This is a genomic window from Sorangium sp. So ce834 (genome assembly GCF_051521425.1).
Taxonomy (GTDB): Bacteria; Myxococcota_A; Polyangia; order Polyangiales; family Polyangiaceae; genus Sorangium; species Sorangium cellulosum_D.
The window spans coordinates 1,800,883-1,816,191 of sequence record NZ_CP150351.1 but is presented as its reverse complement, the minus strand read 5'-3'; the positions used below and the strand labels follow the sequence as shown (position 1 = coordinate 1,816,191).

Below are 15,309 nucleotides of genomic sequence, written 5' to 3'. Positions count from 1 at the left end.
TCCTAGAACGCCGAAGCGGTTGAAACCCCATGAAAATTCGCCATGGAGCCCGCGCGCCGCCGCGGCGGCGCCGTCGCGCCGCGCCGCTCGCCCGCTCGGGCGCGCTCCCGGCGGTTGTGCCTGCGTGCGCCATGCTCGCGACAGCAACGCCCCGCCGCCCAGCGCGAAGGTGCTCTCTGCAGGACGATGGCACGGCGATTGTACATCGGCGTCACCCATGAGGTTTCAACGATTCGGTCGAATGGCTTCCCTCGCGCTCGCGCTGCTCGGCGCAGGGACGCTCACCGCGTGCGGCGACGGCTCCGCGGGGGGCTCGGGGGGCAGCGGCGCCGCGGGCGGCGGAGACGCCACCGGCGGAGCAGGTGGTACGGGCGGCGAGGGTGGCGGTGACGGCGGCGAGGGTGGCGAGGGTGGCGGCGACGGCTACGAATGGCCCGTCGAGACCTACCCGATCGACATCACCCCGTCCGAGTTCTGGAAGAACCAGATCGAGCTCCCCTTCGACCTCTTCGCGGCGTACTCGTCGTACGACGGGCCGACCTGGGTGAAGTTCACCGTGCTGATGCACGACCCCACCAAGGTCTATTACCAGAACAGCAACGAGTACCCGTTCCACGCCGAGTTCGCCACCGAGCGGCTCGACCCGTTCGTCGGCATGACGCTGGACGAGTTCGACCAGGTCTCGCTCCACGAGGAGGGACAGAAGGCCATCCTCGGCGCGGTGCTCATCTCGCCCTTCGCGACCACCGAGCCGGAGTACGGCATCCAGCTGGTCCGCCAGGACGCCTACGATCCCGAGATGGCGCGCGTCGTCCTGAACCTCGTGAAGGACAGCATCGTCGCGCCCGAGGGGACGAAGCCCTTCTATTTCCCGACCTACGAGCAGACCGAGTCGGCCGCGGCGAACAGCGCGTTCTTCGCGGAGAGCGGGTTCCCCGTGAGCTCGGTCGAGCGATGGTTGAACGGCGACGCGTGCTACTCGACCGGCTGGGCCATAGGCCGGCTCCGCTATGTGCCCCCGGACATGATCGACGCGGCCTACGCGAGCGGCGATCTCCGGGCCGAGGACATCCTCCTCACCGACTCCGTGCCCGCGGAGGTGCCTTATGTGGCGGGCATCGTCTCGCTGTCGCCGTCGACCCCGAACGCGCACACCGCGCTCCTGGCGACGTCGTTCGGCATCCCGTTCGTGTACGTCGGCGACCCGGCCACGGCGGAGCAGGCGAAGGCGCTCGACGGCAAGGAGGTCGCGCTGCGCGCCTCGCTGGAGTGGGGGGTCGTGTGCCGGGCCGCGCTCTTCGACGCCGAAGGCAAGCTCGCGCCGGCGGACCGGGAGCAGCTCCTCTCGCTGAAGCGGCCGGGCGATCTCGGGATCCAGCCCAAGGAGCCGCTCGGGGCCTATTCGGGCTCCACCGAGGATCTCGGCCCCGCGGACATCGTCCACTTCGGCGGCAAGGCCGCGAACTTCGGCCTCTTGCGGGACGCCATCCCCGAGAGCTCCGATGTCGCGGTCGCGCTGTCGTTCGATCTCTGGGACGATTTCCTCGACCAGGTCATGCCCGGCGGGAGCACGCTGCGCGCCGAGATCGCGGAGCGCCTCGGCGGCTACACGTATCCGCCCGACATGCGGGCGCTCAAGGTCGATCTCGCGGCGATCCGCGATCGGATCACCAAGGACACCGCCTTCTCCGCGGGGCAGCGGCAGGCGATCGAGGCGGCGATCGCGGACTTCTCGCCCACGAGGAAGATCCGGTTCCGGAGCTCGACCAACGTGGAGGACAGCGCCGTCTTCACGGGCGCGGGCCTCTACGACAGCTACAGCGGCTGCCTGGCCGACGACCAGGACGCCGACGAGGTGGGGCCGAGCCACTGCGAGGCCGGCGAGGACGCGGAGCGCGGCGTGTTCCGCGCGATCCGGAAGGTGTACGCGAGCTTCTACAACGACAACGCCTTCCTCGCCCGGCTCCTCTACGGCGTGGACGAGGCCGAGGTCGGCATGGGCGTCCTCGTCCACTACTCCTATCCTGACGAGGACGAGATGGCGAACGGCGTCGCCACGCTCTCGCGCGGAATCCCGCCCTCGGACGAGATCAAGATCGTGACGCAGCTCGGGGCGACGTCCGTCACCAACCCGGAAGGGGGAGCGCTGCCGGAGGTCGTGACCGTGAACAGCGATTTCGGCGAGACCTACGTGCAGCTCCGCGCCGGCTCGACGCTGGTCCCGCTCGGCGATCACGTGATGCAGTGGGAGGACGACTACCGCGCGCTCGCCTCCCTGCTCGGCCGGGTCGAGGAGAGGTTCCGGGAGGTGCACCCGAGCAAGACGGCGTTCCTGCTCGACTACGAGTTCAAGAAGATGAAGCCCGGGGAGCTCGTGGTGAAGCAGGTGCGCGAGGTCTCGGTCCCGAGCACGACGCCGACCCTCACGCCGTTCCTGCTCTCCGAGCCGCAGGAGCTCTGCACCTTCCAGGGCGAGTTCGGCGACGTGTTCGCGAACCACCGGCTCAAGGTGCGCGCGCGCCTCTCGACGAAGAGCGCGTTCCTCACGCCGGAGGCCCTCGGCGCGACCTTCTTCGAGGACGCGACGCTCGACTACCTCTCTTCCGGATCGGTGGCGACGCTGACGGGGAGCCCGGCGGCGTGGCCGGGCGCGACGCACACGTACGCCGACCAGACGGCCACGGACGCGTTCGTGGACGGCGACGGGGCGGGGGCGGTCACCTTCGCGCTCGTCACCTCGGCCGTGCCCGAGCTGCTGCCGCCGTCGGTGGGCCCGCTCGTCGCGCTGCGCGACTTCGGGCTCGAGCTCCGCGCCGAGTACGCCACGCCGGTGTGGTCGCGCGACTGGGACGGCACGCCGCTCAGCGTGTCGGCGGAGGCGGTGCGGCTCGGCGAGTGCCCCGCAGACGGCCCGCCCGTGGAGGGCGCGCTGCTCCAGGAGCGCTCGCTCTCGTCGGCGTCGTCCGGCGTCCAGGTGGAGACCTCGTTCTACTGGCCGCCTTACCCCAAGGGCCCGACGGCCGGGTACACGGCGCCTCTCCACAAGTGGGTGGAGACGCGCATCACGGGGCTGACGAGCGGCCCGATCGTGCTCAAGGGCTACCACGCGCAGACGTACCGCCCGGCGCACCACAACTTCTCGGAGGATTTCCTCTTCGAGCCCCGGCTCGAGCCCGGCCTGGACCCGGCGCTCCTCACCGAGCTGGAGGGCAAGGGCATCCGGTGGATCTACGTCCGCACCTCGGATATCGAGGGGATGCCTCCGCAGGTGTGGACCGCCGACGCGGCGGGCGAGTTCACCCAGATCGACTGAGCGCCTCGCGGGCGGTCCGCGGAGCCCCGGCGCGCCGCGCGGCCGCCCGGGGCTCCGCCGCGGCCGTCAGTCGTCGTCGCGCTCGTCCCCGAAGAGCACGCCCACCTGGAGCTCGATGGCGTCGAACGGCTCGGCCCTGACGCGCTCGCCCCGCTCCGCGCGGAGCGCCACGAGGTATCCCTCGGGCGTCCACCGGTACACGGTCATCGTCTCCTCCCTGGGATCGACGATCCAGGTGTGAGGCAGCTGGCAACGCTGGTAGACACGCATCTTCTTGACCGTGTCGTTTCGCGCGTTGTCCGGGGAGAGCACCTCGCAGACCCAGTCGGGCCGGATCCGGACGGGGCTCCCGCTGGGGCGCTCCGGCGCGCGTTCGCGGCGCCACCCGACGACGTCAGGCCGGTACACCTGGTCCGGCGCGAGCTCGACCTCGACCTCGGTGGCGAACCACCATCCTCCGGGCCAGCGGCCGCCGGGGCGCCGCTGGAAGGGGATCTTCACGTGCGCGACGATGGCGGACTGCGCGTCGCCGTGCTCGAACGAAGGCACGGCCTTCTGCATGAGCTCGCCGTCGACGATCTCGTGGAAGCGCTGCTCCTCGGGGATGGCGAGGAGATCCGCCACGGTGACGGGGTGTGGCTTCTGCGCAGCGGTGGGCACCCGTCGAGCATAGCGCCTCCCGGCGAGGGGTCGCACTCCTTCGGATTTTCAAGTAATTTCAAAAACTTACGATCTAGCTCGACCGCTGCTCCGGGCCGCGCCGCGCCGTGGACCTGGGCCGGCGGGCGCGGGGGTTGACGCACGGAGACAGCGGATGGACCAGAGGCGCCGGTTCTTACCGTCGACGAGGAGAAGATCATGAGCCTTTACGAAAGCTCGTTCCCGCAGATGGCTCGCATGCTCGGACAGGTGCTGGTCTGGCTCGACAAGGCGCAGGCGTACGCCGAGCAGAAGAAGTTCAACCCGGAGGACCTCCTCACCGCGCGCCTCGCGCCCGACCAGTGGAACCTCCGGCGTCAGATCCAGACCGTCGCTCACTGGCCGGTGCGGCTGGCCGCGCTCCTCACCGGCGCGGAGGCGCCGGCGCGCGAGAACGCCGAGGAGGAGACGATCGCGGATCTGCGCGCGCGCATCGGGACAGCGCTCGAGCAGCTGAAGGCGCTGAAGCCGGAGCAGCTGAAGGGCGCGGAAGAGCGCACGATCCCGCTGTTCTTCCTGCCGGGCAAGGGCATGAAGGCGGCGGACTTCGTGTTCCAGTTCGCGCTGCCCAACTTCTACTTCCACGCCAGCACGGCGTACTCGATCCTGCGGCACAACGGGATCGACGTCGGCAAGGGCGACTTCATCGGATCGCTCGACCTCCGCGACCTGTAACCGCGGCGGCGTCCCTCGCCCCACCAGCCCGCGGCGCCTGCCCTTCCCTCGGAGCGGCGGTGGAGCGACGCGCAGGCCCACGAACCCCGGAGGAGCCCAGGCGCGAGCCGCCGCTTCGCCTTCCTGGAGCGGGTCAGGCACTCCATCCCGGGCCGACCCGACAGGCTCAACCGCCCCAGTCGACCTTCGGCCTCCCCGGCGGCGTCACGTTCGGCATCTCGTGGAAGAGCGCGCGCCCGAGATCGGGCAGCGGCGCGCACGCCTGCTCCCCCAGGTTGGTCAGCTCGAGCGGATCCTCCAGCACGTTGAAGCAGTGGAACTCGCCGTCCCACTCGCGCGCCTCGATCTTCAGCGGCCCCTGCATCATCCCCCAGTTGCGGAAGGAACACCCCCACACCCACGTGCAGTTCGTGAGCGGCACCGGCGCCACCGTGCGCTCCGGCCGCGTCAAAGGGTGCCCCATCATCCGGCCGCGGAACGGCGCGAGCCGCGGCTCGTCCCAGAGGCCCATCAGATCGAGGAACGTCGGCGCGAGATCGAGGTGCCACACGAACTCGTCCCGCGCGCCCGCGATGCTCGCCCGCTCCTCCGGGGCCAGCGTCCCCTCCGGCGCGTCGATCCACGCGGGGACGAGGATCTCCTCGTCCCACAGCGAGCTCGTGTGACCGAGCTGCCAGTGCTCCCGGAACGACTCGCCATGATCCGAGGTGTACACGATCACCGTGCGCTCGCCGCTCGGCGTGCCCCGGATGTGCTCGATGAGCCGGCCGACCGCCATGTCCGACAGGTAAACGACGTTGCGATAGTAGTTCTTGAAATGCTCGTTCTTCTCGGGCGCCTTGTTCAGCTCGCTGGGCTGAAAGGGCGCGTGGAGCGGATCGCTCACGTACGGAAAATGGATGTTCGAGTAATGCACGACCGCGAAGAACGGCTCGACGAGCTCGCCCCACTCCTCGATCACGCGATCCGTGAGCTGCCGATCATAGGCGCCGTAATCGAGGTCGGCGCCCGGATCGAGCTGGGTCGCGACGACCCGGTGCGAGACCGGGATGTCCTGCACGTAGAGCCGGGCGTTGCCGAACATGAGGTTCTGGCTCGTCCAGTACGCCGTGTCCCACCCGGCCGCGTGGGCATAATCCCAGAGCAGCGGGGCCGAGCCGAGCACCGCGAGGCTCTCCGTCGGGGAGACGCCGGACCAGATGTTCGAGATGGAGATGGCCGTCGTCGAGTCGTGGGCCCGCATCTGCAAGAGCGGCATGCGCGCCGGCGCGGCGGCGTTGGAGAACGGCGTCGCCAGCGCGCAGTCCGGGTCGTGCTCGACGCACGTCACGTCCGCCCGCTGGCTCTCCTGCAGGATGAGCACGACGTTCCGCGGCCGCGCAGGCCGCGCGGCGAGCGGCGGCACGCGCGCCGGGTCGCGGCGCTGCACCCGCAGATCCGGCGAGTCGTCGGTGATGCCGAGGTGCTCTTTGACCACGGCGGTGATGCCGTGGAAGTAGATCATGTCGGCCGACGACGACTGGATCACCCGGTAGCTCACCGGGATCCTCGTCACGCCGATCAGCGCGAGCGGCACGAGCGCCGCGGCGACGCGCCGCCGGAGGCGCCGCGGGCGCACGAGCCGGCGGGAGAGCCGGAGCGCCGCGAGGGCGAGCCCGAGCGCGACGGCGAAGTGGACGATCACGCGCGGGTGCCCGAGCGGGAGCGTGCCCACGATCGACCAGGGGATCGACTGGGAGTGGATCTGCGAGTCGATCGAGCAGTAGATGTTGTAGAGCGCGTGGAAGCCGCCCTGGACGCCGCACGCGAGCGTGAAGAGCACGACGAACAGGCCGCCCGTCACGCCGCGCAGGGCGCCGCGGCGGCCCGAGGCGACGTAGAGCAGGACGCCCCAGAACCCCAGCGACACGGCGACGGTCGCGGCGTACCCCGCCGCGTGGAGCCGATCGAACGTGGCCATGTGGCGGCCCCGCCGCAGCACGTCGACGACGAGGAGCCAGAGCGCCGGCGACGCGAGCACGGCGAGGCCGAGGAAGCGGCGCCGGCGGCGCGCCGCCCGGCGCGCGGCGCGCGGGCGAGCGGCGGCCGCGGCGCCCTGTCGATCGATGTCCTGCGCCATCCGGATCAGTCGCGGCGAGGCGCCGCCGCGAGGTCGCGGAGGTGGGCCGGGACGTCGACGCTGCCGGCAGGGCCGCCGTAGATCGCGTCGGCGAGCCGGGGCAGGTCGCCGCAGGCGGCGGGCCCGAGGTCGTGCTGCTCGCGGGGGTCGGCGAGCACGTCGTAGCAGTGCCAGGCGGTGTCCCAGGCGCGGGATTCGAGCTTCATGTTGCCGCGCATCATCCCCCAGTTCTTGAACGCGCAGCCCCAGATCCCGGTGCAGTTCGTGAGCGCCAGCGTCGCCGGCCCCGGCGACGGCCGGAGCAGGCTGCGGCCGACCATCGCCGCACGGTAGCCCGCGAGCGCCGGCTCCTCCCACAGGCCCATGAGGTCGAGCAACGTCGGCGCCACGTCCGTGTGGAACACGAGCTCGTCCCGCGCGGCGCGCAGCGCGGACTCCTCCGCGGCCGTCAGCGTGCCCGGCGGCGCGTCGATCCAGCCGGGCACCCGGATCTCCTCCTCGAGGATGGAGCCGGTGTGGCCGAGCTGGCCGTGCTCGCGGAACGCCTCGCCGTGATCCGAGGTGAAGACGATCACCGTGCGCTCGCCGACCGGAGAGCGCCGGACGAAGTCGATGAGCTCGGCGATCGCCGCGTCCTGCCGGTAGACCGCGTTCCTGTAGAAGTTGCGGTACGCCTCGTTGTCGTCCGGCGCCTTGCTCTCGAGGGCGGGCTGGAACGGCGCGTCCTCCGGGTCGACCAGGTACGGGACATGGGTGTTGCCGAAGTGGGCGACCGCGAGGAACGGCTCGCGCAGCGAGGGCAGCTCGGACCGCACGTGCGCCGACAGCAGCCGGTCGTCGGCCCCGAGATCGATGTCGGCGAGCGGATCGAGCTCGGTCGCGCCGCACTGGCGCGAGACCGGCAGGTCCTGCACGTAGAGGCGCGAGTTGGCGAACATCATGTGGTGGCTCGTCCAGTAGGCGCCGTCGAAGCCGGCGGCGTCCGCGTAATCGAAGACGAGCGGCGCGGTGTGGAGCTCCTCGCGCGTGGCGATCGGCTGGAGGCCGGACCAGAGCACCGCGAGCCCGATCGCCGTGGTCGAGGCGTTCGAGCGCATCTGCGTGAGCGGGAGCCGGCCGGGCACCGCCGCGTCGATGCGCGGCGTGCCGGGGCACCCGGCGGGCGCGGGCGCCGAGCACGCGGCGTCGGCGCGCACGCTCTCGGTCAGGATGAAGAGGACGTTGCGCCGCGGGCCGGGCTTCGGGGTCAGCGGCGGCAGCGCGGGCGGCGTGCGGAGGCCGGGGCGCACCTGCGCCGTGGTCTGGACGCCGACGAGCTCCTTGATGAGGCCGCCGATCGCGTGGAAGTAGATGACGTCGGGCGTGGACGCCTGCACCGTGCGGTAGGAGCAGGGCAGCACGAAGGCGGCCACCACGCCCGCGGGCGCGGCGAGGCGCGCGGCGCGGGCCGACGCCGTGCGGCCGGGGCGCACGATGCGCCGGCCGAGCCAGACGAGCGCGACCGCGAGCAGGAGCGGCGGGAGGACCGAGCGGAGGAAGTTCTCCCCGTCGGCCCGGAGCTGGCCGAAGAGGCTCGCGGAGAGCGACGTCCCGAAGAGCGTGGCGTCGAGGTTGAGGTACGTGGCGTACTGGCGGTGGAAATAGAGCTGGCCGCCGAGCGAGAGCGTCGCGAGCGTCACGAAGAGCAGGGCCGCGATCCACCGCGACGCGCCGCGCCGCGACGAGGCCGCGAAGAGCAGGAGCCCCCAGAGCGCGGCGCTCTCGACCATCGCGCCGAGGTAGCTGGCCGCGTGCTTGGCGCTCAGCTCGAGCAGGCGATCGCCGCGGATGTGGACGTCCGCGAGCACCACGAGGAGCAGCGGGAGCGCGAGGAACAGGCGGCCGTAGCGGCGCCGGGCGCGCGCGAGGGAGCGCAGCCGCGCGCGCGCCGCCGCGCGATCCGGGCCGAGATCGCGGGCGAGGCCGCGGGACGAGCGGCTGGCGGCGTCGGCATCGGGCGCCGGGGGATCGTTCAACGTCTTGAACGGGTGCACGGGACGCGCGCGAGTTTAGCGAGGACGTGGCATGTCGGGAACGTTTCTGCGGCGGGCTGGTGGCGGCGCGATGACGGGCCCGGCCGGCCGGAGGGGGCGCGCGGGCGGAGAAACCCTTCGACAGCCGCCCGGGGCGTGCCATGAGAGGCGTCCGACATGGCGGAGCAGCTCTTCCTGAACGGGTTGCGCGGCGCTCAGCAGGCCCGAGAGGCCGCCGCGCCGCCGGCCGAACCGTCCTCGTCTTCCCCAGCCGGCGCGCCGCCGGCCGAACCGTCCTCGTCCCCCGCAGCCGGCGCGCCGCCCGAGCCGCGGCCGTCCCCCGGCGCGCCGGCGCCCGAGCCGCCGCGCCAGACGGCGGCGAGGCTCAGCGCCGAGCTGGAGGCGGCGCTCGTGCGCGAGCTGATGGCGGCGTACCAGAGCCTCAACTACACGCATTTCCGGCGGAAGCTGCGCTCGGCATCGATCGAGCTGTCCGACGCCGCGAGCCGGCTCGGGCGCTGGATCTCCGAGGCGCGCGCGATCGAGATCTCGCGGCCGCTCGTGCTGACGCAGCCGTGGGGGGTCGTGATCGAGGTGCTCAAGCACGAGATGGCGCACCAGTACGTGCACGAGGTGCTTGGCGTCACGGACGAGGCGGCGCACGGGCCGGCGTTCCGCGAGGTGTGCGAGCGCCTCGGCATCGACGCGACGGCGTCCGGGATACCCTCGGCGGAGGCGGGCGGGGCGGCGCGCGGCGACGGGAGCGTGGACAGCGCGGACGCCCGGATCCTCGATCGCATCGCGCGGCTGCTCGCGCTCGCCGACAGCCCGAACGCGAACGAGGCGCAGGCGGCGATGAGCGCCGCGCAGCGGCTGATGCTGAAGTACAACCTCGACGTCGCGAAGGCGCGCGCCGCGCGGCAGTACGGCTTCCGCCACCTCGGCGCGCCGAGCGGGCGCGTGGGCGAGAGCGAGCGGATCGTCGGGGGGATCCTCGGGAAGCATTTCTTCGTCGAGGCGATCTGGGTGCCGGTCTACGCGCCGCTCGAGGGCAAGCGGGGCAGCGTGCTCGAGATCTGCGGGACGCCGGCGAACCTCGAGATGGCGGCCTACGTGCACGCGTTCCTGCACCACACGGCCGAGCAGCTGTGGAACGAGCACAAGCGGACGCACGGCGTGAAGGGCAACAAGGACCGTCGGACCTACCAGGCCGGCGTGATGCTGGGGTTCCTCGAGAAGCTGAACACGGAGCGGAAGGCGTCCGCGGAGCAGGGGCTCGTCTGGGTGAGGGACGCCGACCTGGACGGCTACTACCGGACGCGCCACCCGCACGTGCAGCACCTGCGTCACGCGGGCAACCAGCGGACGGCGGCGCACGCGCACGGGCGCGAGGCGGGACGGAAGATCGTGCTGCGCCGCCCGATGCAGGGGGCGACCGGCGAGCGGGGCATGCTGCTGCCGCCGGGCAAGAAGGGCTGAGCGCCGCGGTCGCCGACGTCCGCCCCGGGCCGCGCGCGGCCCGGGGCGGACGTCGGACGACGGCGCGCGGCCCGCATCGGGACGGCGATGCGCGCTCGACGGGCGCGTTGACGGGGATGGAGCGGTTCCGGCACGATGGCCCGGTGTGCGGGCCAACCTAGGAGAAGAACGAGATGCCGCTCCGGTTCACCATTGAAGAGCGATTCGAGGCGTCGCCCGAGGACGTGTTCCGGCTCGCAACCGACATCGACTCCTTCGGCGACTGGATGCCGAATTTCGTGCGGGTGGAGAAGCTCACGGGCGACGTCGCCGGCAAGGGCACGATGTGGCGAGAGACCCGCAAGATGTTCGGCAAGGAGTCGACCGAGCTGTTCGAGGTCACGGCGGCGGAGCCCGGCAAGAGCCTGGACCTCTTCGTCGACGGGAAGAAGGGCACGACGGGGCGCGGGGAATACCGCTTTCGCTACGTCTTCGAGCCCCAGGGCGCCGGGACGCTGCTCCGGATGGATGGCGAGATCGCCGGGATGGGGTGGTTCATGGAGACGCTCGGGCGGCTGTTCATCGGCAGCTTCAAGAAGGCCGTGCACGGGGATCTCAAGGCGATGAAGACGCACCTGGAGCGGCGGCGGGCGAGCTAGAAGCGCGGGGCTGGGAGGCGAGGGCGCGCCGAGCCGCTCGGCCCTCGGCGAGGGAGGTCGTGGGGCGGCGCGGCGCGGGCGCTCCGCGCGAAGGGGGCGAACGAGCCGGAGCACCCCATGGCGGCGCGCCACCACGCCTCGGCGGGAGCGCGGCATGGACGCGCCGTGTGCGGCCGCGGCGCGACGTTCCGGCGACGAGCGTGGATGGCGCGCTGCGCCGGGCGGAGATCGCCGCACGGCGAGCGCCGGCGCGCGCCGCGCGGACCCACCGGCGGCGCGCGCCGACAGGAATCGCATCTCCCCCGCATCGAGCCCGTCCGTCTTTGTTGACCCGGTGCGCGTCGCCAGGCACCATCCCGCGCGGCGCCCGGCTGGCCTGCCTGCATGGCTGGAGGCTCGAACCCGGCTCGCCACCCGTCCTCTAACAAGCTGTTGAGGTGCTTTGATGCGCGTTCGTACGATTTTCTTGCTCTGCCTTGCCCCCTTCGTCATCGGCTCGCTCCAGGGCTGCGGCGATGAATCCAACCCGGGCGGCGGCGGCGAAGACGGGCCGCTCGGCGCTTGCCCGCCCGACTCCGCGGCGGAGCAGGCGGCGGGCCTAGAGGCGCTCCAGGGCAACTGCAACATCTGTCACTCGACCACGAAGGTGGGGGCGGCGGCCCGCGCCAACGCGCCCGAGGGCGTCAACGTCGACGATGAGGCGTATGTCAGCGGGAACGCGGAGAAGATCTTCGAGGAGATCGACGAGGGCGAGATGCCCCCGACCGGCCGGCTCCAGGACGCCACGGTCGAGTCCATCCGGATCTATCTCGCCTGCGAAACGCAGTAGCACCCCACCCCCTCACGCCACGTCCGAACGCCGGCGCGCCGCCTCGCGAGGCGGCGCGCCGGCGGTCCCCGCCAAGGGCCGCCCGGCCCGCTTGCAGGCCCCGCCAGAGCAGCGATAACGTGGCCGCGGCACCTCCCGGGACATCCCACCTCGGAAGCACGACGGCTCCCTTCGACATGAGACTCGACCCGATGCGTTTACAGCGGGGCTTCAGCTTTGTTGTGGCGTTGACGATTGCCCTCTCGGCCTCCGGGTGCTCCAACGACCCCCCCGAGGGCGAGGGCGCCGGCGGACAGGCGGGGCACGGGACCACCACGACGAGCGGCGCCGGCGGAGACGGCGGCAGCGCCGGCGGCGGGGACGGCGGCAGCGCCGGCGGCGGAGACGGCGGCAGCGCCGGCGGCGGAGACGGCGGCAGCGCCGGCGGCGGGGGCATGGAGGCAGCGCCGGACTTCGCGCTGTTCATCGTCCCCGCCACCATCGACGTCCCCTATGACGGGCTGACGTCCGTCGATCTCTCGATCCATCGATTCAACGGCTTCGACGAGCCGATCGAGATCATCGTCAACGCACCTCCCGCCGGGCTCGTGTACACGCCGCTCGTGCTGCCGCCCGACGCCGCGTCCGGCGCCCTGGAGGTCGGAGCCTCGGGCGAGCTCACGGCGGGCACGACCTTCAACCTCGAGCTCGTGGCCCGCGCGGAGGACCTCCTGCGGTTCGCCGCGGTCGCCGCCACCGTGGTGACGGCCTCGCCCTGATCGCCGCGGGCCCCGGCGCGCCGCTCCCTCGAGCGCTGTGCGACCGCGCGATCCGGAGTATGGTGCAGGCATGTTCAGGCTGGATGCCCGCTCCGGGGCCGCGCTCGCGCTGGCCTCCGCGCTCGCGCTGACCGCCGCGCTCGGCGCCTCCTGCGCCGGCGCGCCCCCCGCGCAGCGCGGGACGGCGGCCTGCCCGCCGCTCTGCCCGCAGCCGACGAAGCCGCCGCCCCCGGCGGCGCCGGGGCCCGTCGTGCCGGGCACGCCGGGCGACGCCCCGGTGTTCGATCCCGAGCGCCTCACGCTCGTGCTGGACGACCCGAGGCTCGCGCCGGTGCAGAAGCTCGTCGCCGAGGAGGCGTACGCGAGCGCGGCCGCCGCGATGGCCCAGGCGCTCTCCGCGCCCCTGTCGCCCGCGGACGCGGCGGCGCTTCGCTACCAGCTCGGGCGGCTGCGCGCGCTCGCGGGCGACCCCCTGGGCGCCGCGAGGGAGTACGACGCGGCGGCGGCCGCCGGCGGGCCGCTCGCCGATTACGCGCGGTTCGCGGCGGCCGATCTCCTCGCCAAGGCGGGGCAGCCCGACGCGGCGATCGAGCGCGCGGGCGCCGTCTCCTCGGACGTCGCGATCGCCGACGAGCTCGATCGCGTGGTCGCCCATGCGCTCGCCGAGAAGGGCGACATCGGGGCCGCGGCCGCGCGCTGGCAGGCGTACCTCGCCCGGAGCTGGCCGGCGTCGACGTGGGTGCCCGAGGCGCTCCGCTTCGCCCGCGCGCTGCTCCGCCATCCGAAAGAAGACCACGCCGAGGAGGCGATCCGGCTCGCCCGGCGCGTCCTCGACGAGGCGCCGGGCGGCGCGGGCGCGGGCGAGGCGAAGGAGATCCTGGAGCAGGCCCTGTCGACGCTGCCGTTCGCGCGGCGCAAGCCGTTCCTCGACCCGGGCCCCGCCGACCTGCTCGCCCGCGCGCGCGCCCTGCTCGCCTCGCGCCAGGACAAGGAAGCGCTCGCCGTCACCGAGGCGCTGATCGCCCTGCCCGAGGCGCAGGCGCCCTCGGCCTTCGCCTGCGACGCGTTCGCCGCGCGCGGCGAGGCGCTCGGGCGCGTCCGGCGGCGGGCCGAGGCCGCCGACATCTACGGCACGGCGATCGAGCGCTGCGGGCCGGCCGCGCCCGCGGCCGCCGCATCGGCGAGCGCGCCCGCCGTGGCCACGGGAGCGAGCGCCCCCGTCGCCGCCGCGGGCGCCCCCGCCGTCGCCGCGGGCGCCCCCGCCGCCGCCGCGGGCGCCCCCGCCGTCGCCGCGAGCGCCCCCGCGGCGCCCGCGGCCGCAGGCGCAGGCGCGCCCGCCCCCCGGCGGCCCGAGACGCTCTACAACGCCGCGCGCGCGTCGTTCCGCGTCGATCGGCACGCCGAGGCCGCCGCGCGCTTCGCGCTGCTCGAGAAGGAGTACCCGGATCACCGGCTCGCGGACGACGCGCGCTACCTCGGCGCGCGCGCGCTGCTCGCGCTCGGCGATCAGGCGCAGTTCGTCCAGATGCTCACCGCCATGCCCGACGACTACCCGTCGGGCGACATGGTCGCCGACGGCCTGTTCGAGCTCGCGCTCTTCGAGATGGAGCGCGACGGCTGGGCCGGCGCGGTCAGGCCGCTCGAGCTCGGGCTCGCGCGCTTCCCCCACGAGCGCGCGTACCACGCCGCCGGCAGGTTCCCCTACTACCTCGGGCGCGCCCACATCGAGACCGGCTCGCCCGACAAGGGAAAGGCGCTGCTCGAGCAGGTGATCCGCGATTACCCGCTCTCGTTCTACATGGCGCTCGCCCACGCCCGGCTCGCCGACGCCGATCCCGCGGCCGCCCAGCGCGCCCTGTCCGCGGCCCTCGAGCGCGACGCGAGCGCGCCGTACGCCGAGCTCCGGAGCCCCCTGTTCGCGCGCCCGGCGTTCACCCGCGCGGTCGAGCTCGCGCGCCAGGGGGAGGCGAAGCTCGCGCGCCGGGAGCTCGACGCGCTCGGCGTGGGGAGCCGCACGGCGCCGCGCGAGGTGATGTGGGCCTCGGCGTTCCTGCTCGCGCGCGCGGGCGCGCTGCCGCAGTCGTACAGCATCCTGCGCACGGCGATGGCGAGCGACGGCCGCGTCGAGCTCGCGGGCGACTGGGTCGACCACTACCCGGCCGGGCGCTGGCGCAGCGCCTGGGAGCTCGCCTACCCGCGCCCGTTCGCCGCCCTCGTCGCCGCGGAGGCGAAGCGCAGCGGGATCCCCGAGGCCCTCGCCTACGCGATCATGCGCGAGGAGTCGGCCTTCGACCCGAAGGTGGCCTCGCCCGCGCAAGCGTACGGGCTCATGCAGCTCATCGTGCCGACCGCGAAGCGCATGGCCAAGCCGCTCGGGCTGCCGTCGAGCGCCGAGGCGCTGAAGCGGCCCGAGGTCAACATCGCGCTCGGCTGCCGTTACCTCTCGGTGCTGCGCGGCCAGTTCTCGGACAACCCGCTGCTCGCGATCCCCGCCTACAACGCGGGCGGCGGCGCGCCGAAGCGGTGGATCGCGGAGCGCCCCTCGCAGAGCTTCGACCTGTGGGTCGAACGCATCCCGTACGAGGAGACGCGGCTCTACACGAAGCGCGTGCTCACGAGCCTCGCCGTCTACGAGCTCCTCTACACCGGCGATCAGCCGAGCGAGGCCCTGCGCACCCCGCTGCCCGCGAGCCCGGCGGCGCGCTCGGCCGTGGCGAACGCGGCGCCGTGACGCGCGCCGGGGCTCGCGGCGCGCGCGGCGTGCCCCGCCGCGCCCCGGCGCCCGCC

The 15,309-nt window shown here is 73.2% G+C and carries 10 protein-coding genes; 7 read left to right on the top strand and 3 right to left on the bottom strand.

Features of this window, described 5'->3' with window-relative positions; genetic code table 11:
* Positions 1 to 241 precede the first annotated feature (241 nt).
* Positions 242 to 3,313: a PEP/pyruvate-binding domain-containing protein gene (locus WMF20_RS06635; RefSeq protein ID WP_437611663.1), complete on the top strand. Its 3,072-nt coding sequence runs from the start codon at positions 242 to 244 to the stop codon at positions 3,311 to 3,313.
* 66 nt (positions 3,314 to 3,379) lie between these two features.
* Here the strand turns inward: WMF20_RS06635 and WMF20_RS06630 are convergent, their stop codons facing one another.
* Complete coding sequence (locus WMF20_RS06630) at positions 3,380 to 3,973, bottom strand: Uma2 family endonuclease (RefSeq protein WP_437611661.1); 594 nt, start codon at positions 3,971 to 3,973, stop codon at positions 3,380 to 3,382.
* Positions 3,974 to 4,171: 198 nt separating this feature from the next.
* On the opposite strand from WMF20_RS06630, the gene WMF20_RS06625 reads away from it, so the two are divergent.
* On the top strand, positions 4,172 to 4,687 hold the full coding sequence (locus tag WMF20_RS06625) for a DUF1993 domain-containing protein (protein ID WP_437611659.1): 516 nt from the start codon (positions 4,172 to 4,174) through the stop codon (positions 4,685 to 4,687).
* A 166-nt stretch (positions 4,688 to 4,853) separates the two neighbouring features.
* Here WMF20_RS06625 and WMF20_RS06620 read toward each other — a convergent pair whose 3' ends face one another.
* Positions 4,854 to 6,806 carry a sulfatase-like hydrolase/transferase gene (locus WMF20_RS06620; protein ID WP_437611657.1) on the bottom strand — a complete coding sequence of 651 codons (1,953 nt, stop codon included), beginning with the start codon at positions 6,804 to 6,806 and terminating at the stop codon, positions 4,854 to 4,856.
* Between the two features lie 5 nt (positions 6,807 to 6,811).
* Positions 6,812 to 8,839: a sulfatase-like hydrolase/transferase gene (locus WMF20_RS06615; RefSeq protein ID WP_437611655.1), complete on the bottom strand. Its 2,028-nt coding sequence runs from the start codon at positions 8,837 to 8,839 to the stop codon at positions 6,812 to 6,814.
* Between the two features lie 156 nt (positions 8,840 to 8,995).
* On the opposite strand from WMF20_RS06615, the gene WMF20_RS06610 reads away from it, so the two are divergent.
* From WMF20_RS06610 to WMF20_RS06590, 5 genes are all read left to right on the top strand, one after another.
* Positions 8,996 to 10,297, top strand: a complete 1,302-nt coding sequence (locus WMF20_RS06610; protein ID WP_437611653.1) for a SprT-like domain-containing protein — start codon at positions 8,996 to 8,998, stop codon at positions 10,295 to 10,297.
* Positions 10,298 to 10,470: 173 nt separating this feature from the next.
* Entirely contained in the window at positions 10,471 to 10,935 is a 465-nt protein-coding gene (locus WMF20_RS06605) for an SRPBCC family protein (RefSeq protein ID WP_437611651.1), read from the top strand.
* Positions 10,936 to 11,380: 445 nt separating this feature from the next.
* Entirely contained in the window at positions 11,381 to 11,764 is a 384-nt protein-coding gene (locus tag WMF20_RS06600) for a c-type cytochrome (protein ID WP_129573535.1), read from the top strand.
* A gap of 227 nt (positions 11,765 to 11,991) precedes the next feature.
* Positions 11,992 to 12,522: a hypothetical protein gene (locus tag WMF20_RS06595; protein WP_437611649.1), complete on the top strand. Its 531-nt coding sequence runs from the start codon at positions 11,992 to 11,994 to the stop codon at positions 12,520 to 12,522.
* A gap of 70 nt (positions 12,523 to 12,592) precedes the next feature.
* Entirely contained in the window at positions 12,593 to 15,253 is a 2,661-nt protein-coding gene (locus tag WMF20_RS06590) for a transglycosylase SLT domain-containing protein (protein WP_437611647.1), read from the top strand.
* Positions 15,254 to 15,309: the final 56 nt, after the last annotated feature.

Excerpts from the sequence above, each read along its gene's own strand:
- WMF20_RS06635 (WP_437611663.1), top strand. The coding sequence starts at position 242 with ATGGCTTCCCTCGCGCTCGCGCTGCTCGGCGCAGGGACGCTCACCGCG.
- WMF20_RS06625 (WP_437611659.1), top strand. The coding sequence starts at position 4,172 with ATGAGCCTTTACGAAAGCTCGTTCCCGCAGATGGCTCGCATGCTCGGA.
- WMF20_RS06620 (WP_437611657.1), bottom strand. The coding sequence starts at position 6,806 with ATGGCGCAGGACATCGATCGACAGGGCGCCGCGGCCGCCGCTCGCCCG.
- WMF20_RS06610 (WP_437611653.1), top strand. The coding sequence starts at position 8,996 with ATGGCGGAGCAGCTCTTCCTGAACGGGTTGCGCGGCGCTCAGCAGGCC.
- WMF20_RS06605 (WP_437611651.1), top strand. The coding sequence starts at position 10,471 with ATGCCGCTCCGGTTCACCATTGAAGAGCGATTCGAGGCGTCGCCCGAG.
- WMF20_RS06600 (WP_129573535.1), top strand. The coding sequence starts at position 11,381 with ATGCGCGTTCGTACGATTTTCTTGCTCTGCCTTGCCCCCTTCGTCATC.
- WMF20_RS06590 (WP_437611647.1), top strand. The coding sequence starts at position 12,593 with ATGTTCAGGCTGGATGCCCGCTCCGGGGCCGCGCTCGCGCTGGCCTCC.